The organism is Streptococcus pantholopis (assembly GCF_001642085.1).
Classification (GTDB): Bacteria; Bacillota; Bacilli; order Lactobacillales; family Streptococcaceae; genus Streptococcus; species Streptococcus pantholopis.
The window spans coordinates 1,345,424-1,371,327 of sequence record NZ_CP014699.1 but is presented as its reverse complement, the minus strand read 5'-3'; the positions used below and the strand labels follow the sequence as shown (position 1 = coordinate 1,371,327).

Below are 25,904 nucleotides of genomic sequence, written 5' to 3'. Positions count from 1 at the left end.
TTTGTGAGATGAAGCCTTAAAATTAAATAATTTCTTTTAATTTATTGGGCTGAAAGCCTGAAAAAACATAATCACCGGCTTCAATTACAGGAGCAGCAGTGAAACCAAGACTTTTGACATAATCAATTTTTTCGGGATGTTCATCAATATTAATTTCTGTAAAATCCGCTTGATGTTGCTCTAAAAACTTTTTGGTCATTTTGCACTGCATGCAGTTATTTTTTGAAAACAATGTGATTTGAGACATAAATCATTCCTCCTAAAAATTTCCGTTTCTGGAAAAGGCATATGTATCTAGGATATACAAAATAAATAAAAAAAGCAAGAGATTTCTCTTAAAAAAACACAATATATTGTGTTTGCTATCTCTATTGAACACGAAATGTAGTGTCAGACCTGCTTTTGAGCAGGCTGAAGGATAGATTCAGACGGGAAAGTTGGCTCCTGCTGACAGGCTAAACTGATATCTTAAAAAGAAGGGGCGAAATCAGGACTGGGAAGCAGAAAAAGACCATTCAGCTATGTAAGCGCTTAAAAAACACACTAAAAAACCTTGCTGTTTATCGTCAGTTAGGTTACTTTAGTATTAAGGAAGTTTGGCAAAGGAGGACTGAGAAGATGCGATTAAGCTTTCTGCGGCAGCTGAATTGGGAAAAAGATAATCTTCTTTTATTAGCCATTGGGACCTTTATTTTTGGTTTGATAACCCCTGCGAAGACAACTTGGTGGGAGGATTATGTTCATCTGTTAACAGTGCAAACCTATCTGATTCATGATTTTTTTGCTGTAGCAGGCATAGCTGCAACTTTTGTAAATGCTGCTTTGCATCTGGCTATTGCTTATTATTTAAATATTCGTAACCAATTGACCCATCTGACCGGTTTTCAGATGGCAGCGATAGGCATTTTTGTTGGCCATTCTTTTTTTGGGACACATCTGCTAAATATTTTGCCTATTATTTTGGGTGTCATCTTATATGCCCAACTGTCACATCAGTCTTTCAAAATTTATACTTCTATCAGTCTGTTTGCAACCTGTATGGCGCCTGCTGTGTCTTATATTATGTTTTCGCACGGTTTGTCGCTTATTTCAATATTAGGGGCAATCGTTTTAGGCTTAATTTTGGGCTTTATCACTCCGCCTCTTGCCGAAGCATTTTTGAAATTCCATCAGGGCTACACTCTCTATAATATTGGTTTTACATCTGGAGTTATCGGTATGTTTGTCTATGCCTGTCTGCGCTATTTCCAGTTTGAAATTCCAACAGCTCAAGTACTGAGTACTGAAGCCCACGACTATATTTTAGTCTATATACTGTCTATTTGTCTGCTGATGCTTGGTCAAGCTTTGATTGGTCTGGATTTTCAGGACTTTAGAACGAAATTTATTAAGCTGAATCACCGTGTTGGCCGCCTGCCAGATGATTTTGTCATCAAGTACGGACGAAAGACTGCCTTTTTTAACATGGGACTTTTAGGAATGGTCTACTTGAGTTTGTTACTGGTGATGAGGGTTCAGCTGAATGGCCCCATTGCAGGCGGTCTTATGTCTATCATCGGTTTTGCTGGTTTTGGGAAACACCTGCGCAATACACTGCCAGTTGCTTTTGGGGTCATTTTAGCTGCTTGGTTTGCCAATCAATCATTTGGGACGATTGGCTTTGCTTTATCTTTTTTATTTGGCACTTCACTGGCTCCGCTTGCTGGCTATTATGGTATAATAGTAGGGATGATAGCAGGATTTCTCCAATTTAACATAACACAGAGTGTTATTGATCTCCATTTAGGGCTGTGCCTTTATAACAATGGCTTTTCCAGCGGTTTTGTAGCAGCCTTTTTGGTTCCGATATTGGAAAGCCTGCCTCGTCGTAAAAAATCAAAAGAATAAAACGTAAAGGTAAGGCTAATAGCTATGATTAGTGAAAAAAATAAGGCAACACGCATTATGAAAGAATTGATAGGTTATTTTTTAGAGCATAGATACTATCAATTCGATGTCTCCTTTCAACTTGACAAAGATAAATTTGAACTGAGTATCACAGCACCTTCTCCGGATATTCCCAATCATTTTAAGCATCTGCTGAGAGACCTTAATACGGAACGCGAAGTGGAGATTGATGAATATTACAATGCGCTGCTGGGAGGTCATGGGACAGATCATGATTACAGTTTGCTGGGAAGAGCTATTGATCTGGCAACTCTCGAACATAAAGAGGGGATGCTGACATTGAAGATTTACAGAAATATCGGCGTTTCTTAATGATTGCACACGGCCTAAACGCTGTGTAGTGAAATCATCCAGTAGATGATTTCAGCCCCAACCTTGAAAAGGGGAGTAAGGGGATGGGAATCTGTATCGTTACCTAGTTACCGCTTGCCGTAAATGTCTGAAGGTTTTGTCGTCCTAGAGGCCGCCCGCACCCTTTTAGTCGTCTTGGCAGAGGTGCGTCTGCGAAATCAGAGATTTCGGACTTACCGTCATTTTCATACGGATTTTTAACCGGCCTTTGTATCTTGTGTTAGGGTGGGAGGAATTCAGGCTGACTGAGTATTCTCTCATTTTTTTGTAATGATGAAAGGCATCAGATTCCCGTTTTGTGCTTAAGCAGATGATAAAGACTTGTTTTTGATGTTTTTCAAGTGTTTTTTGTGTTTTTTTGGTGTCTTTCTGTTTTTTTTGAATGTTGAAGTTGTATAATAGTTTGTAAGCCCTACCAAACCAAATAATATAAGGTTGTAAGCCCTACCAAAAATATAAGGGTCCTACTCATTGTAAAGGAGGATAACTGTGTGAAACATATCATGTTTACAGAGACAGTGCTGCGCGATGCGCATCAAAGTTTGATGGCTACTCGTTTACGGACTGATGAGATGCTGCCGATCATGGAGCAGCTCGATAAGGCAGGCTACCATGCTCTGGAGTGCTGGGGAGGAGCCACATTTGATTCCTGTGTTCGTTACCTGAATGAAGATCCTTGGGAGCGATTGCGAGCGATTAAAAAAAGAGCGAAGAACACGAAACTGCAAATGCTGCTGCGCGGCCAAAATCTTCTTGGCTATCGTCACTATGCTGATGATATAGTCGAACAGTTCATCACGTCCGCTGCACAAAATGGTATGGATATATTTCGTATTTTTGACGCTTTGAATGATGTGCGCAATTTAGAGGCTAGCGTTAAGGCTGTCAAGAAAAACGGCAAGCATGCCCAGCTGACGATTTGTTACACAACAAGCCCAGTTCATACCATCGAATATTATAAACAGCTGACTCAAGAGATGACGGCTTTGGGAGCTGACTCCATTTGTGTGAAAGATATGGCAGGTATTTTAACACCAGCTGCTGCGAAAGACTTAATTCCTGCTTTGAAAGAAGTGACGGATCTTCCGATAGAAGTTCATACACATGCAACTAGCGGGACATCTGAGATGACCTATATGGCAGCTATCGAAGCTGGAGCAGATATTATCGACACGGCTATCTCCCCTCTGGCTGGCGGGACCAGCCAGCCAGCTACTGAAAGTCTCAGTACGGTATTAAAAGAACTGGGATTTAAAGTAGACTTGGATGATGAGGTTTTGGTAGCTATCAGTGACTATTTTAAACCTATCAAAGAAAAATATATTGAGGAAGGTGTTTTGGCTCCTAAGATGATGGGCTTGGAGCCTAGAACTTTGATCTATCAAGTTCCTGGAGGTATGCTGTCCAACCTCTATTCTCAGCTCAAGCAGGCTAAGTCTGAGCATCTTTACGAAGAAGTTCTCAAGGAGGTCCCGCGGGTACGGGAAGATCTCGGCTATCCTCCTCTTGTAACGCCCCTCAGCCAAATGGTTGGGACACAGGCAGTCTTTAATGTTTTAACCAACGAACGCTATAAGATGGTTCCAAATGAAATAAAAGATTATGTTTGCGGTAAATACGGCAAATCTCCAGCTCCGATTAAAGACAGTATCAAGCAAAAGATTGTTGAGGATGAACCGGTCATTACTGTTCGCCCTGCCGACTTGCTGGAACCGGAATTAGACCAAATGAAGCAGGAATTGAAAGGGTTGGCACGTTCCGAAGAAGATGTGCTGATCTATGCGATGTTCCCGCAATTGGGAAAGGACTTTTTAGAACAGAAATATCAGCTGCAGGACAGTCAGAAACGACCTGAGGAAAAGATTGTTAGAATTCAGGCTGTCATGTAGAGTTCTGCGGATTGGCTAGATCTTTACGCAGATAGATTTGAAATAAAATGGTTCATAAAGCATCGGCCTTTAATATAATAGAAAGTCGTATTCTTGGGTCGTAAAGGCGCTGCCATTTTTGATGAATTGAAGAGGAGGGGCAATGGAACACATTAGTATTATGGAAGCTTTAAGTCTTTCGGTTGTTGCGATAACTGTCGTTATGGTTGTATTAGTCGGTCTGATGTTTATAATAGAAGGATTTAAATTCATTGAAAATTCACAGAGTGCTGCCAGTGTTTTGCCAGCCCAGCCGGCTTCTCAAGAAAAAGAGCAGACCTTAGCTGACAGCGAAGAATTAAAATTAGTAGCAGCGCTCACAGCTTTAGCTGTTGCTAGTAATGATGAGCAAGATAAAAAGTATCGTATCACAACAATTAAACGAATTAAATAACTGAACACGGCCTAAAATCCTAGTGAAAAAGATGGCTGTCATCGTGATGCCAGCATCACTTGCCATCCCCTATTTTCATACGGATTTTTAAACGGCCTTTGTATCTTAATTAAGGGAGTTTTGTATGAAAAAATATCAGATTACAGTCAATGGTCAGACCTATGATGTGACTTTAGAAGAAATTTCGGATAAAGAACTGAATCAAGCCCGTCAGTCCGAATCGCCTTCTTCAGACACTCAAGCACCTGATCCAAGCAGCAACAGCAAAGGAATAGAAGTTACTGCTCCTATGCCGGGAACGATTATTTCCCTCAATGTTCAGGTAGGGGCAAGTGTTAAAGCAGGAGATACGCTCTGCATTTTGGAAGCGATGAAGATGGAAAGTGCTGTAGTAGCTTCGGCAGATGGTGTCGTGAATCAGATTTTTGTTGATAAAGGAACACAAGTTGAAGCAGGTACAGTCCTGATGACATTATAAAGAGGGAGAGGGGTTTATGTTAGACGCTCTAATTGAAATGTTTGATTCCTCGGGATTTATGGCTCTTGACTTTAAGACGGTTATTGTGCTTGGAATTGCCTGCCTGTTTCTTTATTTAGCGATTGCCAAGGGGTATGAACCTTATCTGTTAATTCCGATTGCTTTTGGGATGCTGCTGGTTAATCTGCCTTTAGGAGGGCTGATGGATCATCCTGTGGACGGTGCGAACGGGGGACTGATTTATTACCTCTATCAGGGAGTGGATAAGGGCATTTACCCTCCGCTTATTTTCCTTTGTTTGGGAGCGACAACGGATTTTGGTCCTTTGATTTCAAATCCCAGGACCTTATTGTTGGGAGGCGCGGCTCAAGTTGGCATTTTTATAGCCTTGATGGGGTCAATCATGCTGGGCATGACAGGACCGGAAGCTGCTTCTGTTGGTATTATTGGCGGTGCGGACGGTCCGACAGCGATCTATACGACCAGCCAGCTAGCTCCGCATCTGCTGTCAACAATTGCTTTAGCTGCATATTCCTATATGGCTTTAGTTCCGATTATTCAGCCTCCTATTATTAAAGCTTTAACGACTAAGGAACAGCGCAAGGTTAAAATGCAGCAGCTGCGTCCTGTTTCTAAGAAGGAGAAAATTCTCTTTCCAATTGTTGTTACCATTTTTACAGTTTTGATTTTACCATCTTCGGCTCCACTTATTGGAATGCTGATGCTGGGCAATCTGATTAAGGAATCGGGGCGGGTGCCTAAGATTACTGAAACTCTATCTAATTCGTTGATGTATATTATTACTATCCTGCTGGGAGTCAGTGTAGGTGCTAAAGCTGAAGCTGATATTTTGCTGTCACCGGATACGATAAAAATTATAGTGCTTGGTTTAATTGCCTTTGCAGCAGGTACAGCAGCAGGGGTCCTGATGGGTCGGCTGATGTACCGTCTGACCAAGGGGAAGATTAATCCAATGATTGGCGCGGCAGGGATATCCGCTGTTCCTATGGCGGCACGCGTTGTGCAGGGGGTAGGTGTCGAAGAAGATCCGTCAAATTTCTTACTGATGCATGCTATGGGACCTAATGTAGCGGGTGTTATTGGATCTGCTGTCGCTGCGGGCGTTCTGCTGCAATACTTCGGCTGATAGATGCAAAAGCCTGTGTATCGTTTTAGAGGATTAGAATGGGGGATAGCATGAGTATGCTTGTCGAGCGTTTGTGGGTACAGCAGCAGCCTAATGTGAAAAAAAATTGGTTAAATCTCTTAAAAGCAAATGGCATTCGTGAGGAAGACACTATAGATGCTGTGTACGGTATCTATGATGGGGATAAACTGATAGCAACAGGCAGTATTTTTGACAATGTCATTAAGTGCGTAGCAGTTGACAGACTTCATACAGGCGGTACGGTTATCAGCAGCTTAGTCTCCCATTTAGAATCTTTGATTTTTGAAACATTTGAGAGCTGCTATCTTTATACCAAGCCAGACGCCAGCCTTTCTTTTGAGCATTTGGGCTTTCGAGAACTGGCACGAGTCCCGAATAAATTGGTGTTCATGGAAAAAGCCGTCAGAGGCTTGGATAGCTATCTTGCTGACTTAAAGATGAAAAGGATACTGGGGCCTACAAAAGGGGCGATTGTCATGAATGCCAACCCGTTTACTAAAGGCCATCTCTATTTGGTAGAACAGGCCGTAAAAGCGGTGGACAGTCTTTATCTTTTTGTTGTTTCTCAGGACCGGTCCGATGTTTCTTTTAAGGATCGCTTTGCTTTAGTCCAGGCTGGTGTAGCACATTTGGAGCAGGTAAAAGTCGTTGAGACAGGTCCTTATATGGTCTCAACAGCAACCTTTCCATCTTATTTTCTGTCAGAAGAAGAGAATGTGGCAAGGATACAAGCTAATTTGGATGCCCAGCTGTTTAAACGGCATATCGTTCCGGCTCTGGATTTAACACACCGCTTCTTAGGGACAGAACCCAAATCTCCGGTTACAGCTATTTATAACCAAGAGTTGCATAAGGTCTTATCGCCTGTTATGGAGCTTATTGTTATCGAAAGGATAGCGCAGGACGGTGAAGTTATCAGTGCGTCTCGTGTCCGTGAACTGTGGCGAAAAGGTGAACTTGCTCAGATTGAACCGCTAGTTCCTCCGTCAACTTATCAGTATATTAAGCAAAAAATAGAAAGGACTTGTAGCTTATGAGCCATTTTGAACTAAGACAGCAAGGTGTCGCCGGCACCTTGGAGTCATCAGATGTCCAGATTTTAATTGATCAAAATTCTGGCAAAGGGGTTGAACTGGATTTAACCAGTTCAGTCGAAAAGCAGTTTGGAGCCCAAATTCGCCAGGTCATTCAGGAGACTTTGTCTTCTATGGGTGTTAAGGATGCTAAGTTAGTCGTTAAAGATCAAGGAGCTCTGGATTGTACTATCAAAGCACGTTTGATTGCAGCTGTCCATCGTGCCAGCGGTCAGACCGAATCCATCAATTGGGAGGAGATTGAACAATGGAACGATTAAGAAGAACCATGATGTTTGTTCCAGCTAGCAATCCGGCTATGCTGAGGGATGCCAATCTTTACGGTGCGGATTCTATCATGTTTGACCTTGAGGACTCCGTATCACTTAAGGAAAAAGACAGTGCTCGTTTCCTGCTCTACCAGGCTGTTAAAACATTTGATTTTGGGGATACGGAAACGATTGTCCGGATTAATGATTTAGCTGCGGGCGGACGTGACGACATTGCAGCTATGGTACGTGCCGGGATTGACTGTATTCGTTTGCCTAAGACTGAAACAGCTCAAGATGTTGTTGATGTGGCGACAGTTATTACCGAGGTTGAAGAGCGCATCGGCCGTGAGATTGGTTCTACAAAAATCTTTTGTGCTATTGAAGGGCCTGTCGGTGTCTTTAATGCTCTGGCTATAGCAACAGCTGATAAACGCGTGGTTGGAATTGCTTTAGGAGCAGAAGACTATGTCACGGCTATGAAGACAAAGCGTTACCCAGAAAAGGAAGGTGAAGAGCTTCTCTTTGCCCGGTCTATGATCATTCACGCAGCACGCGCTGCGGGTATTGCAGCAGTCGATACTGTTTTTTCAGATGTCAATGATATGGATAATTTCAGGCGTGAAGTTGAAAGGATTAAGCAGCTTGGTTTTGACGGTAAATCAGTTATCAATCCCCGTCAAATACCGGTGGTCAACGATGTCTTTACCCCTACGGACAAAGAAATCAGCCATGCTCAGCAAGTCATGGCAGCAATAGCAGAAGCTGAGGCCAAAGGATCGGGTGTTGTTTCCTTAAATGGCAAAATGATTGATAAACCGATTGTAGAGCGAGCACAGCGTGCATTAGCTTTAGCACAGGCTGCAGGAGTTATAGAGGAGGCAGAGTGGTAATATGGTTTTAAATACATTAGGTCGAGATATTCCGGCAAAGTACGCTGAAGAATATGGTGTTTTTTCAGGGGAACTTGCTGCTATTGACAGCTATCAAGAATCCAGCCGTCACGTTAAGCCGGTAAAGCCTCGTGATAATAAATTGCTCTCATCTATTCGGGAAGCGATTGAAAAAACCGGTCTTAAAGACGGTATGACGATTTCCTTTCACCATCATTTTCGAGAAGGCGATTATGTCATGAATTTGGTTATGGATGAAATTGCTAAAATGGGGATTAAGAACCTGAGCATTGCTCCAAGTTCTATCGCTAATGTTCATGCTCCCCTGATCGAACATATCAAAAATGGAGTGATTACCAACATTACTTCCAGCGGCTTGCGCGATAAGCTGGGAGCAGCTATTTCCGAAGGAATTATGGAAAACCCTGTTGTTATCCGTTCTCATGGCGGCAGAGCCCGTGCCATTGCCAGAGGAGATATTCACATTGATGTTGCTTTCTTAGGAGCCCCAAGTTCTGATGCCTATGGCAATGCAAATGGGACTAAAGGCAAAGCAACCTGCGGTTCTCTTGGCTATGCTATGGTTGATGCCAAGTATGCGGATCAGGTGGTCATTATTACGGACACATTAGTGCCTTATCCCAACACCCCAATTAGTATTCCTCAGACGGATGTTGATTATGTCGTTGCAGTTGATGCTATTGGCGATCCTAACGGTATCGCTAAAGGAGCAACACGCTTCACTAAAAACCCTAAAGAACTGCTGATCGCTGAATACGCTGCTAAAGTGATTACCAATTCTCCTTACTACAAGGAAGGTTTCTCGTTTCAGACTGGGACAGGCGGAGCTTCACTTGCAGTAACACGCTTCATTCGTGAACAAATGATAAAAGACGGCATTAAGGCCAATTTTGCCCTTGGCGGCATCACAAACGCCATGGTGGAATTACTGGAAGACGGCTTGGTTGGCAAGATTATTGATGTACAGGATTTTGATCACCCGTCTGCTCTTTCTTTAGATCGCAATGCTGAGAAACACTATGAAATTGATGCCAATATGTATGCCTCGCCTTTGAGTAAGGGTTCTGCTATTAATCAGCTGGATGTCTGCATTCTTTCAGCTTTGGAAGTCGATACGAACTTTAATGTTAATGTTATGACAGGATCAGACGGTGTTATTCGCGGTGCTTCCGGCGGCCATTGTGATACAGCCTTTGCATCTAAGATGAGCTTGGTTATCTCGCCTCTGGTTCGGGGACGGATTCCAACCTTTGTAGAAGAAGTCAATACGGTTATTACGCCAGGGACCAGTGTCGATGTTGTCGTTACCGAAATCGGAATTGCCATCAATCCAAATCGGCCGGATTTAGTAGAACATTTCAAAGAACTGAAAGTTCCTCAGTTCACTATCAAAGAATTGCAGGAAAAAGCCTATGAGGTTGTTGGACATCCGGATCCAATCCAATATGGCGATAAGGTAGTAGCTCTTATCGAATATCGAGATGGAACTCTGATTGATACAGTTAAAAATATTTTACATTAATATAAGGGAGGAATATTTCATGAAAAACGTGAAATTTCTAGGTTTGCCGCCTTATCTGGCGGCGGTATTGATTGTCATCTGTGTGACAGCTATGTACATGGGTGCCTTGCCGACTGATTTGGGCGGAGCCTTTGCTATTATGCTTTCAATCGGAGTCGTCTTCAATGAAATTGGGAAACGCATTCCTATTTGGAACACTTACATCGGAGGCGGGCTGGTGCTGGCCTTTCTCGGAAGTTCGGCCTTAGTTTATTTTAATGTTATCCCGAAAACTTATGTTGAAGCCATGAATTGGGCCACAGAAGATGCTAATTTTCTGACACTGTTTATCGTTATTTTGATTACAGGCTCTATTTTGGGACTTGAACGAAAACTCCTGCTCAAATCAATGGCTGGCTATATTCCAGCTATTTTAGGAGGGGTTGCCGGTGCGGCTCTTCTGGGGATTATTACAGGACTTTTATTTGGGATAAATCCAGCAGATGTAGTCATTCGGTATGTTCTTCCGGTTATGGGCGGCGGTAATGGTGCCGGTGCAGTGCCGCTCAGCCAAATTTATGAAAAAACGACTGGTCAGCCGGCAGCCAGCTACTATAGTTTTGCGATTACGATTTTGACCATTGCAAATATTTTTGCTATTATTGCCGCCGGTCTTCTTAACGGTATTGGTAAAAGAGCCACTGCTTTAACTGGTGACGGCAAGACTTTAATGAGAAATTCAGAGGAGATTGCTGCAGAAAAAGATGATGTTAAACTCTCTATGATTGACTATGGCGGTGCTTTCCTGCTGTCCTTGACTTTCTATGCTTTAGGCTGCCTCTTTAGCGAAGTGCTGCTGCCAACAATCTTTGGTGTTCAAATCCATACCTTTGCTTACATGATTGTCTTTGTGGTGATAGCAAATGCTTTAGGTCTTATTCCTGCTTACGTTCGTAAGGCTGCTACTGTTCTTCAAAGTTTCTTTACGAAAAATATGATTTTAATTATTATGGTTGGGGTAGGAATCGATACAGATCTTGGAGAACTGGCTTCAGCTATCACCTTCTCAAACGTTGTAATGGCCTTAATGATTATTATAGGAGCGATTTTAGGATCAGCCATTATCGGTTACTTAGTTGGCTTCTATCCGATTGACTCAGCTGTCACAGCTGGCCTATGTATGGCTAATCGCGGCGGTTCCGGCGACTTAGCAGTTCTTGGTGCTTCTGAACGGATGGATTTGATTTCCTATGCACAGCTGTCTTCACGTCTAGGTGGCGGTTTAGTGCTGGTTATCGGAAGTATTGTCTTTGGAATGTTCTTGTAAGATAAATAAAAAGGAGCTGCTGTCAGGCAGCCCCTTCTTTATGAATTGAATACGGCCTAAACGCTGCAGGAAAAAAAAGCATGTGCGACCTAGTGCTGACTTAAGTTCTAGTCATTCTGGCAGTGGTCTGTCTGCCTTTCCTTTTGCGTTTTTAACGGCCTTTGTATCTTCTTGAGGAGTAAGTATGTTTTCATTTGGTTCGTCAGTGTCATTGCAGGAGGTTTTAGCAGGCAGGGAATGGCGGTTAGAACGCCAGAAGCAGTTGCTGGGGCTTTATAGGGACATGGTTCTTCTTGATTTCAAATGTAATATCCCAGGCCCGATCAAGAATAATGCTTCTATTGAGCGCTTATTCCAGCATGGCTTAGAAGCGATTATCCAATTATTAAACGGGCATAAGATTTTGATTCTTCACCAACAAGTGAAGAATGCTAAGGTAGGGCCGGAGGCCTTTTTAGTAGTGGATTCGACAGCTGAAGCTTTGAAAGGTTTGATGATTGCTTTTGAGGAATCTTCACCACTTGCCAGATTATATGACAGTGATGTTTTGTACCGGGATCCTCATTATTTGGAACCCATGAGTTTATCCCGCCAAGAATTAGGCTATCCTCAGAGAACGTGTTTGATTTGTGACAGACCTGCTAAAGAGTGTGGGCGCAGCAGGCAGCATTCTGTTGAGGAGATGCAGGCTGCCATAGAAAGACTGTGCCAAGCTTATTTGCCATAATAATGCTCTGCTTGTGTAATACTGTTTTTCTGATTATACTCTTTTATAAAGAACTAAAGATCTAACTGCCAAACACTGTTTTAATCATCAGAAAAAAACGAGCGAACTGGTTTTATGTGAATACAAGAACCGGCTCGCTCATTTTTTACTAGAATAGATTCTTATCCGTCCTGTTTGGGGACTAAAAAGGTCAGCTTTGTAAATTTTAGAGGGACTGCATCTAGATAAGCCCCTCTGCCTGCATAAAGAAATAGCCAAGTGCCAGAAAATCAGCCGTTCCTCCAGGACTGAGATTTTTTTGGATAAGGCAGCAGTCATAGTCAGAGAGCCATTTGCGGAGCTGCTCAGCTGATAGGTTTTGACTGAGCGCCTCTTGAGTTTGCCTCTTGACCTCCTGCCAGGCTGCAATTCCTCCTCTGTGGATGAGATTCCCATCCTCAATGTTCGCCATGAGAAGCAAAGTAGCTTTGTGAAAAGCTTCATCGGCTGAGTTGTGCACTAAACTTTGCCTTAATGCTGGGAGCAGGAGGTTCTGAAGAGTTGGATAGCCGCTGGCTGCTTCCCCCCTGATTCCTTTTAGTCCGTGCTCTAAATAAAGTTTTTCTCCGTAGGAAAGATTTTGTCTGTCAATATGCTGAAAATCCTCCTCCAGGGAAGAACTGCAGATGGCTGGGATAAGCTGCAGAATCGCTTGGCTGTCCGCAGGTAACAGGGGAAGAGTTTTGGAATGATGTTTTAAAAAATATCCCGTCGCACTGAGAACAAGGGCAAAGGAAAAATTTGCCCCTTTATGTGTATTGACCCCTTTTGTGGCTCTGAACATAGCCTGCTCAGCCCGTATTCCAATTGACCGTGATTGATCAAATAAGGCTTGCAAAGAACCGGTGTGGTTCAGTCCAGCCTTTGCATAATCCTCGAAGAATGGAAGCAGGCTCATACTGCTTTTAATAAAAAGCGGGAAATCCATGTCCTGGTGGGCACCGTTATTGGAGCGGTCCACTAAACCGGGCTTAGGAGTCAGACTAAGCTCATAGAGGAGAGCAGAAGTAGCCAAGGCAGCTAGTTTTTGGTGGAATTGATCAGTCAATTTGACGTTTCTCCATTTCCTGAATGATAAATGTTAAGGAGTGGTCAAGATGTCTTGATGTGACTTTTCTGATGGTTTCTTCATCTCGTTCTTTCATAGCCTCGTAGAGCTGCCAGTGCTCTTCTAAAGCAATGTGGCGGCGCTCAGCTGCCCGGATTGAAACATCTCTGAAATATAAAAGATACTCTCTCAATGTTTCAGCGATATTTTTCATACGGGGCATCTGACTTTTGTCGTAGATAAACGCATTGAAATCAGAAAAATTTTTAAGGAGAAGATCGACTTGATCGGTGCGGTCAAGGTAGTTGCCGTACTCCAAAAGTTCTTTTAGCTCATTAAAGTCTTCAGCCGTCATTAATTGTGCGGCTTTGATTGTGGCTAAAGTATCAAGGGCAGTCCGAATATCAAAAATTTCATAAGCATCAGAAATACTGATTCCTTTGACAACCGTCCCAATTTTTGGAATATGCTCTACAAGGCCTTCTTTAGTCAGTTCCTGAAGGGCATAGCGAATAGGAGTACGGCTGATATTAAGCCATTCAGCATACTCTTTTTCATTGATACGTTCACCAGCAGGGATTTCTCTGAGGATAATCGTTTTACGAAAAGCATCATATAGCGATTCTTTTAAAGTCTTCCGCGAGCTCTGCTGAAAATTTTGTTTAACAACTTCAATATATGGATTCATAACAACACCCTTTTATTTAGATAATGGGGCAAAACGTAAGAAACAGTCTTTATTACTATTATACTTGATTTCAGCTTTAGAATAAAGTTAATATGTGCAGGAATTAACATAAAAGGCTGAACTTTAAGTTTTAACTAGCTGTTTTAAGATGCCGTTTGTGTTTTCCTTTTTTTTCCCGTCTGCAACTGACACAGACAATATACGACCCTTTTAAATCTTCTAAATAGTTGCTGACTCAGCTGTATTACTGAGCTATCCTATCAGAAATGAATAAAAATTCACTTTAAAATATCATTTAAACTTTCATAGCTACTTTTCAGAAAAAAAGCAGTCTAGCAATTGAAAAAAAAATAAAATTTGGTATAATACTAAATTGTAAGGGTTATCATGTGGATAATTCAAAACTACACTAAAATAAGAAGGAGAACCATACTATGGCTTCAAAAGATTTTCACATTGTTGCAGAAACAGGAATTCATGCACGTCCGGCTACATTACTGGTACAAACAGCTAGTAAATTTGCCTCAGATATTACTTTGGATTACAAAGGCAAAGCAGTAAACCTTAAGTCAATTATGGGAGTTATGAGCCTTGGTGTTGGTCAAGGTGCCGATGTCACTATCTCTGCAGAAGGTGCTGATGCTGATGATGCCCTTGCAGCAATCGAAGAAACAATGACTAAAGAAGGATTGGCATAATTATGACAGAAATGCTTAAAGGAATTGCCGCATCTGATGGTGTTGCTGTTGCCAAAGCATATCTGCTCGTTCAACCGGATTTGTCGTTTGAGACTGTAACAGTCGAAGATACAAACGCAGAAGAGGCTCGTTTAGATGCAGCGCTGGAGGCATCACAGAACGAGCTTTCTGTTATCCGTGAACAGGCTGTAGAGACGCTTGGTGAAGAAGCAGCTGCTGTTTTTGATGCTCATTTGATGGTCCTTGCTGACCCAGAAATGATTACACAAATCAAAGAGACCATTCGGACTAAGCAGACTAATGCAGAAAGCAGCCTCAAGGAAGTGACCGATATGTTTATCACTATCTTTGAAGGCATGGAAGATAATCCGTACATGCAGGAACGTGCCGCAGATATCCGCGATGTTTCGAAACGTGTCCTAGCCCACCTGCTCGGTGTTAAACTTCCAAATCCTGCAGCTATTGCTGAAGAATCGGTGGTTATTGCTCATGATTTGACACCATCGGATACGGCACAGTTAAATAAACAATTTGTTAAGGCTTTTGTTACCAATATCGGCGGGCGGACCAGCCATTCTGCTATTATGGCCCGTACGCTTGAGATTGCCGCTGTTCTTGGAACCAATGATATTACTAGCCGTGTTAAAGATGGTGATATTATTGCTGCCAATGGTATAACAGGAGAGGTCATCATTAACCCGACTGATGAGCAAATTGCTGAATTCAAGGCGGCCGGCGAAGCTTATGCCAAACAAAAAGCTGAGTGGGCTCTGCTCAAAGATGCTAAAACTGTTACTGCTGATGGTAAACATTTTGAATTGGCAGCTAATATCGGCACGCCAAAAGATGTTGACGGGGTTAATGATAACGGATCAGAAGCAGTGGGACTTTACCGTACTGAGTTTCTTTATATGGACTCTCAGGACTTCCCAACCGAAGATGAACAGTACGAAGCTTATAAGGCTGTTCTTGAAGGAATGAAGGGGAAACCTGTTGTTGTCCGGACGATGGATATTGGCGGAGATAAAGAGCTCCCTTACTTCGATCTTCCCAAAGAAATGAACCCTTTCCTTGGTTTCCGCGCTTTGCGTATTTCTATCTCTGAGACCGGGGACCAAATGTTCCGCACGCAGATCCGTGCGCTTCTTAGAGCCTCGGTTCATGGACAGCTCCGTATTATGTTCCCTATGGTTGCCCTTCTGAAAGAATTCCGTGCTGCTAAGGCCGTATTTGACGAAGAAAAAGCCAATCTAAAAGCTGAAGGGATTGCTGTTTCAGATGATATTCAAGTCGGTATCATGATTGAAATCCCGGCTGCAGCAATGCTGGCTGACCAATTTGCCAAGGAAGTGGACTTCTTCTCAATCGGAACGAATGACCTGATTCAGTATACTATGGCTGCTGACCGTATGAATGAACAGGTATCCTATCTTTACCAGCCATATAACCCATCTATTCTCCGTTTGATTAATAATGTCATCAAAGCTGCTCATGCAGAAGGCAAATGGGCCGGTATGTGCGGTGAAATGGCCGGTGATCAGACAGCTGTACCGCTTCTTGTCGGTATGGGATTGGATGAATTCTCCATGTCGGCAACTTCAGTTCTTCGCACACGCAGTTTAATGAAAAAATTGGACACAGCTAAAATGAAAGAGCTGGCTCAGCGTGCACTGACTGAATGTGCGACACTGGATGAAGTTTTGGAACTTGAAAAAGAATACGTTGATTTTGACTAATCCATCAGCCTTGAGAACCTTGTGTTTTCAGGGCTTTTTTTGAAAATAAAACGTCAATGGCAAGAGCTTAAAATCTAATGAAAGCCCTATTTTTGTTATTGTGTCGAAATTTTCTGAATTTTCTTTGTATCAAATAATTGAAAAAAGTTAAAAAAATGATAAAATGGAACTATCACATTAGTAAGGAGACTCAGATTGACTAAACAATATAAGAATTATGTCAATGGGGAGTGGAAACTCTCACAGGATGAAATTAAAATCTATGCCCCTGCTTCTGGTGAGGAACTCGGTTCTGTTCCTGCAATGAGCACAGATGAAGTAGACTATGTCTATGCTTCTGCAAAAGCAGCTTTTCCGGCTTGGCGAGCGCTTTCTTACGTAGAGCGGGCAAATTATATCCGCAAGGCCGCTGATATCTTGTACAGCAAAGCTGAGGCCATTGGTTCTGTTCTTTCTAAAGAAATAGCTAAAGGGCTTAAATCGTCTGTCGGTGAAGTGACACGTACCGTAGAAATTATGGAGTTTGCAGCTGCCGAAGGTGTTCGGACGCAAGGTGAAGTGCTTGAAGGCGGCAGTTTTGAAGCAGCCAGCAAGAGAAAGATTTCGGTTGTCCGCCGTGAACCGGTGGGGCTTGTTTTAGCCATTTCGCCTTTTAACTATCCGGTCAACCTAGCCGGTTCGAAAATTGCACCGGCTCTTATTACAGGGAATGTAGTGGCCTTTAAACCGCCGACGCAAGGGTCTATCTCCGGACTTCTTTTAGCAGAAGCTTTTGCTGAAGCCGGGCTGCCTGCTGGTGTTTTCAATACGATTACCGGACGGGGTTCTGTTATCGGTGATTATATTGTTGAGCACAAAGCGGTTGACTTTATCAACTTTACTGGTTCAACACCTGTTGGTGAAAATATCGGCCGTTTGGCTGGTATGCGCCCGATTATGCTGGAATTAGGTGGTAAGGATGCAGCTATTGTCCTTGAGGATGCTGATCTTGAACTGACAGCTAAACAGATTGTTGACGGTGCTTTTGGTTACTCCGGTCAGCGCTGTACAGCTGTTAAGCGTGTGCTGGTCATGGACAGTATAGCTGATAAGCTGGCTGAGCTTATTGTTGAGCGGGTGGCTAACTTAACGGTTGGTATGCCTGAAGACAATACGGATATTACACCTCTGATTGATACTAAAGCTGCTGATTATGTCGAAGGTCTTATCCTTGATGCAAAAGAACAAGGTGCAACAGCTCTTACTGAACTTAAGCGTGAAGGAAACACTATTTATCCGGCAGTCTTTGATAATGTGACGACTGATATGCGTTTGGCTTGGGAGGAACCGTTTGGTCCGGTTCTGCCGATTATCCGTGTTCAGTCTGCTGAAGAAGCTATCCATATTGCTAACCAATCTGAATTCGGTCTGCAAAGTGCGGTCTTCACAAATGATTATCCGCTGGCCTTTAAGATTGCTGAACAGCTTGAAGTCGGTACGGTTCATATTAATAACAAAACACAGCGCGGAACAGATAATTTCCCATTCTTGGGAGCTAAGAAATCCGGTGTGAATACACAGGGAGTTAAATACTCAATCGAAGCTATGACCAGAATTAAGTCTGTTGTCTTGGATATCAAACCGTAAGACAGTTGGTTTTATAGGGAAATGTATGGTTTATCTGTTTTTCTGAGCAGTAGGGCCGGGACTTTTGTCCCGGCTTTTTTATTATAATAACAGCAAAGAGTGCTATAAGACTTATATGTGCTTGTTTAAGATTGGGTCGCCTCCTAAAATTCTGATTTTTTTTCAGTTTTGGTAGATAAGTTTTGTATTTAAAAAGATTGCGGGAGAGACAAAAAAATGGCAGCGCTTTCTTTTATTTATGGTATAATAAGAATAACCTAAAACTATCTAGGAGGAATTTAATGGTTACACGGAAACAATTTTCACCAGAAGAGATGAGTAAGGACAGTTCCTACTTTTCACCTTTAAAAACGATTGTTGAGACAGCTTTTTATGAAAACCAGGTTATTCCGATTAAGACACTGGAAGAAGCTTATCAGCTGGCTTCGGTAGCAGCAGGAACTGTTGTACTGGATATGCCGGTTATTCATACAAAAGAACTGGGGCTGCCTTCTTATGCTAGGGTATTGCTGACCAACTCAGGAGCGATTGTTGGCAGAACGGCTAAAGCCAGAAGAATTTACGGCAGAGACAGTGAAGAAGATGAACGTTTGTTAACAATTGCCAGAAGTGCCGTCTACCAATCTCATAAAAGAAAATTTTATAAAGCCGATGCCATTGTCGGACTTGATGAGACTTTTATGGCCAGAGCCCATCTGATGGTTCCGGAAGAAGAAATTAATAACCTTTATTCTTGGCTGCTGAACTTTCAGATTTTGGATGAGGAATTTAAGAACCGTCTAAAAGTGTCTAAACAGTATGAAGAAGATGATATTTTTGTTTTCTTTGATCCGAAATGGTCCCATCCTGACTATCCGGATGGTTTGGCTTATTTTGATACCAGACATAATTGTGTCATCATTCTCGGCTTAAATTATTTCGGAGAATTAAAGAAAGCGACACTGACCTTAGCTTGGGGTACTGCGGCGCGGAATGGTTATGTAGCCTGTCATGGCGGCCTTAAGATTTTTAAGCAGAAGCAGGGTAAAAAAGATAACAAAAATTATGTCGCTTCCTTTTTCGGCCTGTCAGGTTCAGGTAAGTCAACCTTAACACACGCTAAGCACGGCAATAAATACGATATCAAAGTTCTGCATGATGACGCCTTTATTATCTCTGTTAAAGATGGCTCCTCGGTTGCTTTAGAACCTGCTTATTTCGATAAAACCAATGATTATCCGACCGGCCATCCGGAGCAGGATTATTTTGTTACTGTCCAGAACTGCGGTGTGACTATGGATGAAAACCGCCGTAAAAAACTTGTTACCGAAGATATCCGCAATGGCAACGGCCGAACCGTTAAATCACGTTTTGCAACTCCTAACCGGGTAGATCGGATTAATGAACCCATTAATGCGATTTTTTGGATTATGAAGGATGATTCACTGCCGCCTTTGGTAAAAATCAATGATCCGGTAGTGGCAACAACCATGGGCTGTACTTTAATGACCAAACGCTCCAATGCAGAAAACATTTCCGGAGCCCGCCAAAGCCTTGTTATTGAGCCTTTTGCCAACCCTTTCAGAGTTTATCCTTTAGTTGAGGATTACCGTAAATTTTTAGCCCTGTTTAAAGCTGGTGTTGACTGCTATATCATTAACACCGGGCAGTATATGGGCAGAAGTATCCCTAAAAATATAAGTCTGAATATTATTGAGCAAGTTGTCGAAAACAAGGGGACATTTAAGCCTTTTGGACCTCTGAATCATTTTGAGTACTTAGATTTGGATGGCTACCCGGTTTCGCGTTTTGATGAGAATTATAAACAGCTGATTCGCGAGAGAATGCAGGTTCGTTTGAATTTTTTGCTGTCCTTTAACCAAGACAATCCTAAAACAGCTCTGCCTGTAAGTTCTATTTCGCGCTTAGAGGATGTTATTGAAAGTTTGTCTAAAGCATAGAGAAACTAAGGGAGCGGTTTTGCTGCTAGCATCTGCTGATAATCAAAAAAACAGTCTGTGACTCTTTCTGTAAAGAAAAGTCACAGACTGTTTTTTAGCAAAACTATTCCTTTAAATAGAGCTGCTGGTTTTTGAGGTAAACTTCCGAAACATCAGCAAATTTTTGCAGTTTTTTCAATTCTTCATTATGGGTGATAAAAGTGATAACAGCACCTGAATGTCCCATTCTGCCGGTTCTGCCGGCTCGGTGTGTGTAGACCTCTTTATCATGTGCGGTTTCAAAGTTAATAACATATTCCAAACCATTGATATCAATTCCTCTGGCCGCTAAATCTGTGGCCAGCAGCAAAGACAGTTCTCTGTTTTTAAATTGCTCCAATACCGCCTTTCGTTCCTTGATATTAATATCACTGGCTAGAGACGCCACTGCAGCCCCTCTGTACTGGAGTCTTTCTTCACAGGCCCCTAAATCAGAAAGCTTATTGAAAAAAACAAGGGCACGAAACTCTGGAATATTAGCAAACTTACGCAGGAGCTCTGATCGGCTGCGCTTGTCTGTTTGTATGTAGTAGTGGGCAATATGATTGTGTATTTGAGCAGATAAATCAATGATTCTGGTATCAGCTGCCAACAGATTTTTATCTGTTGGCTGACTTGCTCCTATATAGATCAGCTGCTGCTTACGGGCAGCACGTTTTATGATATTGTCTGTAAAGGAGTGCTGCGACCCGCTCAAAAGTTCATCATATTCATCGAGAATAATGCTGTCTACTTTCATCATTTTTATTTTTTTGAGTTTGATTAGCTCAAAAACGCGGCCAGGTGTCCCGATGAGAATTTCAGGCCCTTTTTTGAGCCGTTCGATCTGGCGTTTTTGACTGGATCCGGAAATGAAGAGCTGTGCCCTTAAACCGAGCGGTTCTGCCCATTCTTTGGTAACTTTAAAAATCTGTCCGGCTAGCTCTGTATTGGCTGCCAGAATTAGCAGCTGCTGGGCTTGACCTTTTTCTAACTTAAGCAGGCTGGGAAACAGATAAGCCAGTGTCTTGCCAGTACCTGTTGGACTGATTCCAAGCACATTATCCCCTTGAGAAATAATGTCAAATAGTTCCTTTTGAATAGGAGTCAGTTCGGTAAAACGGTTTTCCTTTAACTTTTGTTGCCATATTTGCGGAAATGCAGAAATCATAATAGTCCCTATCTAAAAAATTACTGCTTTTATTATAGCATGAATTAAGGTAAAATAAAGTGAAAGACATAATGATACCGGCTGAAAATCGAGGCATGACAATACCGGTGCAGCCGGCAGATTTTGCTTTTCATTGTATATAAGATTGGGAGTGAAAAATGGCTAAAAAACCGATTATTATAGGGGTAACAGGCGGTTCGGGGAGCGGCAAGACAAGTGTATCGCGGGCGATTCTGTCCAATTTTCCTGATGCCCGAATTGCTATGATTGAGCATGATTCTTATTATAAGGATCAAAGCCACCTCACCTTTGAAGAACGTGTAACGACAAATTATGATCATCCTTTAGCTTTCGATACGGCTTTTATGATTGAACACTTAAATGAATTAATTGCTGGACGTCCGGTTGATATTCCTATTTATGATTATACCCGTCATACGCGCAGCCGCCAAAGCTACCGTCAGGAACCGCAGGATGTTTTTATTGTTGAAGGGATTTTAGTGCTGGAAGACCGACGTTTACGGGATTTGATGGATATAAAACTTTTTGTGGACACAGATGATGATATCCGTCTTATCCGCCGTATCAAGAGGGATATGCAGGAGAGAGGCCGCAGTCTGGACAGCATTATTGAGCAGTATATGACAGTTGTTAAGCCAATGTATCATCAATTTATTGAGCCGACAAAGCGCTATGCCGATATCGTTATTCCTGAAGGGGTTTCAAATACTGTAGCCATTGATTTAATCAATACAAAGGTAGCCAGTATTTTAAATCCAAACTAACTGAGATGGAAAAACAAAAGCTGATATGGTCTTTACCGCTGGTACATCTTGTTTTAAGTGAAAAGGGACCCTATAATAATCCTGATAATGTATTTGAAAGATTATGGTAAACTTTATCAGCTTTGGTTATCCTGCCAAGGGCTGGGCTTAAACCATCTGGATGATTCAAAAGAAGGAGTGGCTGTTTTTTAAGGCGCAATCTTAAGACCTGTTTTGTTGCCGCAGTTGACAAAAATCTTATCGGAGCCATTATGGCAGGACATGACGGATGTCGGGGCTATATTTATCACACGGTCCATCCGAACTACCGCCGGAAAAAATAATAGGCAGTTTGGTGAATCACAGTTTAGAAGCCCTGAAAGAAGAAGGGATTCATAAAGCTGCTCTGCAGGTTTTTACCGAAAATCAGACAGCAAATGCCTTTTGGGACAGTGTCGGCTTTACAAAACGAAAGGATATCATCTACCGTAATAAGGCTCTCAGCAGCTTGTGCCGTATAGACAACATAAATAAGGGACTTGTCTGCTACACTTTTCAGTTTTTAAATTTTGCCTATTGACAAAATAATCAGAAAATTATATCATGTTAACAAGTTATAAAGGAAGGGAATCAGTCAAATGACATTCGCAGCAAAAACAGTTTTACTATTGCGGGATGAGGGCTAATGCAAAAGCATTAGTCCTGTTTGGCTTACCAAGCGGGAGTAAAAAAGCATCTCGCTTGGAATTAACCTTGCGGGATGTTTTTTTGTTAATGATTTTGCTGCTGTGTGCCCAGGCTTTAGCATTTGCATAACATGAGCAGCTGTCAGGATTTTTAGAAGGTGGTTTGATATGCGTAACATTGAATTTCTTGATACAACGCTTCGTGATGGCGAGCAGACACCGGGGGTGAATTTTTCTGTTAAGGAAAAAGTTGCTATCGCTAAACAGCTGGAAAAATGGGGCATTTCTTCGATTGAAGCCGGTTTTCCGGCTGCCAGCCCGGACTCTTTTGAAGCAGCCAGACAAATTGCTGCGGCGATGACAAAAACTGCTGTTTCTGCTTTAGCTCGTTCTGTAAAGTCAGATATTGATGCCTGCTATGAAGCTATTAAAGAGGCTAAATACCCGCAGTGCCATGTTTTTATCGCAACCAGTCCCATTCACAGAGAGTTTAAACTAAAAAAATCAAAAGAGGAAATCCTTGATATTATCAAGGAGCATGTCCGTTATGCGCGGACGAAATTTGATGTAGTGGAATTTTCTCCCGAAGATGCTACGCGTACCGAACTGGACTATCTTCTTCAAGTAGTGCAGACGGCAGTAGATGCTGGTGCTTCCTATATCAATATTCCTGATACGGTTGGCTTTACAACGCCGGAAGAATATGGTGCTATCTTTGATTATTTGATAAAAAATGTAAAAACAAGCCGCACTGTTATTTTCAGTCCGCACTGCCACGACGATCTCGGAATGGCTACTGCTAATACGCTGGCTGCTATAAAAAACGGTGCCGGCCGTGTTGAAGGAACGGTTAACGGAATTGGTGAACGTGCCGGAAACGTCGCCCTTGAGGAAGTAGCTGTCGCGCTTAATATTCGTCAGGACTACTTTCAAGCAGCGTCTGCTATTGTGCTCAATGAAACGATTAATACTTCAGACATGGTGTCGCGCTACTCAGGGATCCCTGTTCCAAAAAACAAAGCAGTTGTCGGCGGCAATGCTTTCTCACATGAATCGGGTATTCATCAGGATGGCGTTCTAAAAAATCCTCTGACCTATGAAATTATTACCCCCGAACTTGTGGGAGTGAAACAGAATTCGCTGCCCTTAGGCAAACTGTCAGGCCGTCACGCTTTTGTTGAAAAATTAAAAGCTCTTGGTTTTGATTTTTCAGAATCTGAGATAGCTGATTTCTTCGCCAAATTTAAACAGTTAGCAGATAAAAAACACGATATTACTGATGCAGATATCCAAGCCTTGGTTATTGGAAGAGACGTTGAAAATCCGGAAGGTTTCCGCTTTAATAATCTTAAAGTGACATCGAATGCTGATGAAACGTTGACGGCTGCTGTTTCTATGATTAATGCTGATAATGAAATTGTTGAAGTTCTGGCTAATGGCCAGGGCTCAGTTGAGGCCATTTTTAACGCAATTGACAAATTCTTCAATCAAACTGTCAGACTGGACAGCTACAATATTGAAGCTGTTACAGACGGTATTGATGCGCAGGCGCGTGTGCTGGTTTCTGTTGAAAATATTGATACTGATACTATCTTTAATGCCTCAGGTCTTGATTTTGATGTCTTAAAAGCCAGTGCCATTGCTTACATCAATGCCAATACTCTGGTACAGAAAGAGAATGCCGGTGAAATCGGACATAAAGTATCAGAACATGACTTTCCAAATTAAACAGAAATATAAAAAAGAATATTTGAGAAATGACAAAGGCTGACTATCGGCTCAAATAAAGCTATCAAAAGTGAGTCAGAAAGGATAAAAATTTCCGGCTTACTATCTGTGAGCTTGAACGGCCTTTGTATCTTGTTGAACTGAACACGCCCTAAGAGCTGTGCAGTGAAATCATCCAGTGGATGATTTCAGCCCGAACCTAGAAAAGGGAAGTGAGGGGACTGGAAATCTGTATCGTTACCTAGTTACCGCTAGCCGTAAACGACTGAAAGCTTTGTCGCCTTAACAGTCGACCGCACCCTTCTAGCCGTTCTGGCAGAGGTGCGTCTGCGAAATCAGAGATTTCGGACTTACCGTCATTTTTGCTTTGCTCTTTAAACGGGCTTTGTATCTTATGAACTGAACACGCCCTAAAATCCTAGTGAAAAAGATGGCTGTCATCGTGATGCCAGCATCACTTGCCATCCCCTATTTTCATACGGATTTTTAAACGGGCTTTGTATCTTGTTATGAGGAGATGAGATGGAAAAACATATTGTAAGTTTGGCCGGTGATGGCATTGGGCCGGAGATTATGGCCGCAGGGCTGGAGGTATTAGCTGCGGCAGCTCGTAAAATCGGGTTTAACTATGAGGTCAGTGAAAGGCTTTTTGGCGGGGCGGCCATTGCTGCCAGCGGCCATCCGCTGCCAGACAGTACGCTGACAGCTGCCAAAAAAGCAGATGCTGTTTTGCTGGCGGCTATTGGCAGTCCTGAATACAATCAAGTTCCTGTGCGACCGGAACAGGGTCTACTGGCTTTACGCAAAGAACTCCATTTATTTGCTAATATCCGTCCGGTTCAGATTTTTCCTGCTCTTAAGCATTTATCACCTCTTAAGGAGCAGCTTATTAGAGATGTGGACTTTGTTATTGTACGGGAATTGACAGGCGGCATTTACTTTGGCGAGCATCAGCTTGAGGCAGATAAGGCGCATGATATTAATGCTTACTCGGCTGAAGAAATTCGCCGTATTCTGTATAAAGCGTTTACCCTTGCTCGGAGACGCCGCAGGAAAGTCACCAGTATTGATAAGGAAAATGTGCTGGCCACTTCTAAATTGTGGCATCGGCTTGCTGATGAAGTGGCAGAAGAATTTCCAGATGTAACACTTGAACATCAGCTGGTTGACAGTGCAGCAATGCTGATGATTACCGATCCGTCACGTTTTGATGTGATAGTGACAGAAAATCTTTTTGGCGATATTTTATCAGACGAGGCTTCTGTCCTGCCCGGAACTTTGGGAGTCATGCCGTCAGCCAGCCATTCAGAAGACGGGCCGAGTCTTTACGAACCTATCCACGGTTCTGCTCCTGATATCGCTGGTCAAGGGATTGCTAATCCAATTTCAATGCTTTTATCGGTTGCTATGATGCTGCGGGAATCTTTTGCAGAAGCTGCTGGTGCAGAAATGATTGAAAGAGCTGTATCTGAGACACTGAAACAAGGGATAATGACAAGAGATTTAGGCGGCAGTGCTGATACAGCAGAGGTAACTGAAGCTGTTATCAGCTATTTGGATTGAGCTGATTTGCAATATTTAGCAGTAGCCATCAGTGTTTATGACCTTGTCTGTCCTGCCGGCCGAGTTTTTGCTAGAGCCGGCAGCTGATTGTTTTAGGCCTGATGTGAATTTTTGAGGGAAAT

At 42.5% G+C, this 25,904-nt stretch carries 25 protein-coding genes; 20 read left to right on the top strand and 5 right to left on the bottom strand.

Translation table 11 applies throughout. The features are described 5' to 3' along the window. Positions 1-22: 22 nt before the first annotated feature. Complete coding sequence (gene nrdH, locus A0O21_RS06330; protein WP_067063054.1) at positions 23-247, bottom strand: glutaredoxin-like protein NrdH; 225 nt, start codon at positions 245-247, stop codon at positions 23-25. Between the two features lie 371 nt (positions 248-618). Between nrdH and A0O21_RS06325 the strand changes: the two genes are divergently transcribed. The 12 genes from A0O21_RS06325 to citX all read left to right on the top strand — a co-directional run bounded on the left by A0O21_RS06325 (position 619) and on the right by citX (position 12,077). Next, positions 619-1,887, top strand: a complete 1,269-nt coding sequence (locus A0O21_RS06325) for a DUF1576 domain-containing protein (protein WP_067063050.1) — start codon at positions 619-621, stop codon at positions 1,885-1,887. A gap of 24 nt (positions 1,888-1,911) precedes the next feature. Next, a complete protein-coding gene (locus A0O21_RS06320) occupies positions 1,912-2,259 on the top strand; it encodes a hypothetical protein (protein ID WP_067063045.1) in 348 nt (115 codons plus the stop codon). 542 nt (positions 2,260-2,801) lie between these two features. Beyond that, a complete protein-coding gene (locus tag A0O21_RS06315) occupies positions 2,802-4,187 on the top strand; it encodes an oxaloacetate decarboxylase subunit alpha (protein WP_067063042.1) in 1,386 nt (461 codons plus the stop codon). Between the two features lie 142 nt (positions 4,188-4,329). After that, the gene (locus tag A0O21_RS06310) at positions 4,330-4,620 is read left to right on the top strand and encodes an OadG family transporter subunit (RefSeq protein WP_067063037.1); all 291 of its coding nucleotides are present in this window, start codon (positions 4,330-4,332) and stop codon (positions 4,618-4,620) included. A gap of 124 nt (positions 4,621-4,744) precedes the next feature. Next, positions 4,745-5,098 carry a biotin/lipoyl-containing protein gene (locus A0O21_RS06305; protein WP_067063033.1) on the top strand — a complete coding sequence of 118 codons (354 nt, stop codon included), beginning with the start codon at positions 4,745-4,747 and terminating at the stop codon, positions 5,096-5,098. A 16-nt stretch (positions 5,099-5,114) separates the two neighbouring features. Then, positions 5,115-6,245 (top strand): sodium ion-translocating decarboxylase subunit beta, encoded by a 1,131-nt coding sequence (locus A0O21_RS06300; protein ID WP_067063030.1) that lies wholly within the window; start codon positions 5,115-5,117, stop codon positions 6,243-6,245. 38 nt (positions 6,246-6,283) lie between these two features. After that, complete coding sequence (gene citC / locus A0O21_RS06295) at positions 6,284-7,303, top strand: [citrate (pro-3S)-lyase] ligase (RefSeq protein ID WP_082854425.1); 1,020 nt, start codon at positions 6,284-6,286, stop codon at positions 7,301-7,303. Continuing rightward, positions 7,300-7,620 (top strand): citrate lyase acyl carrier protein, encoded by a 321-nt coding sequence (citD, locus tag A0O21_RS06290; protein ID WP_067063022.1) that lies wholly within the window; start codon positions 7,300-7,302, stop codon positions 7,618-7,620. Before citC ends, citD begins: the two co-directional genes overlap by 4 nt. Further along, positions 7,608-8,501, top strand: coding sequence for an aldolase/citrate lyase family protein (locus tag A0O21_RS06285; RefSeq protein ID WP_067063018.1), 894 nt, complete (start codon positions 7,608-7,610; stop codon positions 8,499-8,501). Before citD ends, A0O21_RS06285 begins: the two co-directional genes overlap by 13 nt. A 1-nt stretch (position 8,502) precedes the next feature. Continuing rightward, on the top strand, positions 8,503-10,044 hold the full coding sequence (citF, locus tag A0O21_RS06280) for a citrate lyase subunit alpha (RefSeq protein WP_067063014.1): 1,542 nt from the start codon (positions 8,503-8,505) through the stop codon (positions 10,042-10,044). 19 nt (positions 10,045-10,063) lie between these two features. Then, positions 10,064-11,350, top strand: a complete 1,287-nt coding sequence (locus tag A0O21_RS06275) for a 2-hydroxycarboxylate transporter family protein (protein ID WP_067063009.1) — start codon at positions 10,064-10,066, stop codon at positions 11,348-11,350. Positions 11,351-11,534: 184 nt separating this feature from the next. Next, positions 11,535-12,077 carry a citrate lyase holo-[acyl-carrier protein] synthase gene (gene citX, locus A0O21_RS06270; RefSeq protein ID WP_067063004.1) on the top strand — a complete coding sequence of 181 codons (543 nt, stop codon included), beginning with the start codon at positions 11,535-11,537 and terminating at the stop codon, positions 12,075-12,077. A gap of 220 nt (positions 12,078-12,297) precedes the next feature. On the opposite strand, the gene citG is transcribed toward citX, so the two are convergent. Both citG and A0O21_RS06260 read right to left on the bottom strand, forming a co-directional pair. Continuing rightward, entirely contained in the window at positions 12,298-13,164 is an 867-nt protein-coding gene (gene citG / locus A0O21_RS06265; RefSeq protein ID WP_067063001.1) for a triphosphoribosyl-dephospho-CoA synthase CitG, read from the bottom strand. Next, positions 13,157-13,852 carry a GntR family transcriptional regulator gene (locus A0O21_RS06260; RefSeq protein WP_067062996.1) on the bottom strand — a complete coding sequence of 232 codons (696 nt, stop codon included), beginning with the start codon at positions 13,850-13,852 and terminating at the stop codon, positions 13,157-13,159. The genes citG and A0O21_RS06260 overlap by 8 nt, the downstream gene beginning before the upstream one ends. 434 nt (positions 13,853-14,286) lie before the next feature. Between A0O21_RS06260 and A0O21_RS06255 the strand changes: the two genes are divergently transcribed. The 4 genes from A0O21_RS06255 (at position 14,287) to A0O21_RS06240 (ending at position 19,852) form a co-directional block, all read left to right on the top strand. Next, positions 14,287-14,550: a phosphocarrier protein HPr gene (locus A0O21_RS06255; RefSeq protein WP_003064009.1), complete on the top strand. Its 264-nt coding sequence runs from the start codon at positions 14,287-14,289 to the stop codon at positions 14,548-14,550. Positions 14,551-14,552: 2 nt separating this feature from the next. Next, positions 14,553-16,286, top strand: a complete 1,734-nt coding sequence (gene ptsP / locus A0O21_RS06250) for a phosphoenolpyruvate--protein phosphotransferase (protein WP_067062993.1) — start codon at positions 14,553-14,555, stop codon at positions 16,284-16,286. Positions 16,287-16,481: 195 nt separating this feature from the next. Next, on the top strand, positions 16,482-17,912 hold the full coding sequence (locus A0O21_RS06245; protein WP_067062988.1) for an NADP-dependent glyceraldehyde-3-phosphate dehydrogenase: 1,431 nt from the start codon (positions 16,482-16,484) through the stop codon (positions 17,910-17,912). Between the two features lie 281 nt (positions 17,913-18,193). Next, positions 18,194-19,852 carry a phosphoenolpyruvate carboxykinase (ATP) gene (locus A0O21_RS06240; RefSeq protein ID WP_067062984.1) on the top strand — a complete coding sequence of 553 codons (1,659 nt, stop codon included), beginning with the start codon at positions 18,194-18,196 and terminating at the stop codon, positions 19,850-19,852. Positions 19,853-19,955: 103 nt separating this feature from the next. Here A0O21_RS06240 and A0O21_RS06235 read toward each other — a convergent pair whose 3' ends face one another. Beyond that, complete coding sequence (locus A0O21_RS06235) at positions 19,956-21,041, bottom strand: DEAD/DEAH box helicase (protein WP_067062981.1); 1,086 nt, start codon at positions 21,039-21,041, stop codon at positions 19,956-19,958. Positions 21,042-21,199: 158 nt separating this feature from the next. Between A0O21_RS06235 and udk the strand changes: the two genes are divergently transcribed. The 3 genes from udk to A0O21_RS06220 all read left to right on the top strand — a co-directional run bounded on the left by udk (position 21,200) and on the right by A0O21_RS06220 (position 24,219). Continuing rightward, positions 21,200-21,826, top strand: coding sequence for a uridine kinase (gene udk / locus A0O21_RS06230; protein ID WP_067062977.1), 627 nt, complete (start codon positions 21,200-21,202; stop codon positions 21,824-21,826). Positions 21,827-22,094: 268 nt separating this feature from the next. Further along, complete coding sequence (locus A0O21_RS11145; RefSeq protein ID WP_418346436.1) at positions 22,095-22,385, top strand: GNAT family N-acetyltransferase; 291 nt, start codon at positions 22,095-22,097, stop codon at positions 22,383-22,385. Between the two features lie 274 nt (positions 22,386-22,659). Continuing rightward, on the top strand, positions 22,660-24,219 hold the full coding sequence (locus tag A0O21_RS06220; RefSeq protein WP_067062974.1) for a 2-isopropylmalate synthase: 1,560 nt from the start codon (positions 22,660-22,662) through the stop codon (positions 24,217-24,219). Positions 24,220-24,522: 303 nt separating this feature from the next. Here the strand turns inward: A0O21_RS06220 and A0O21_RS10890 are convergent, their stop codons facing one another. After that, positions 24,523-24,684 carry a hypothetical protein gene (locus A0O21_RS10890; protein WP_158511698.1) on the bottom strand — a complete coding sequence of 54 codons (162 nt, stop codon included), beginning with the start codon at positions 24,682-24,684 and terminating at the stop codon, positions 24,523-24,525. 57 nt (positions 24,685-24,741) lie between these two features. Between A0O21_RS10890 and leuB the strand changes: the two genes are divergently transcribed. Continuing rightward, the gene (leuB, locus tag A0O21_RS06215; RefSeq protein ID WP_067062971.1) at positions 24,742-25,782 is read left to right on the top strand and encodes a 3-isopropylmalate dehydrogenase; all 1,041 of its coding nucleotides are present in this window, start codon (positions 24,742-24,744) and stop codon (positions 25,780-25,782) included. Positions 25,783-25,904: the final 122 nt, after the last annotated feature.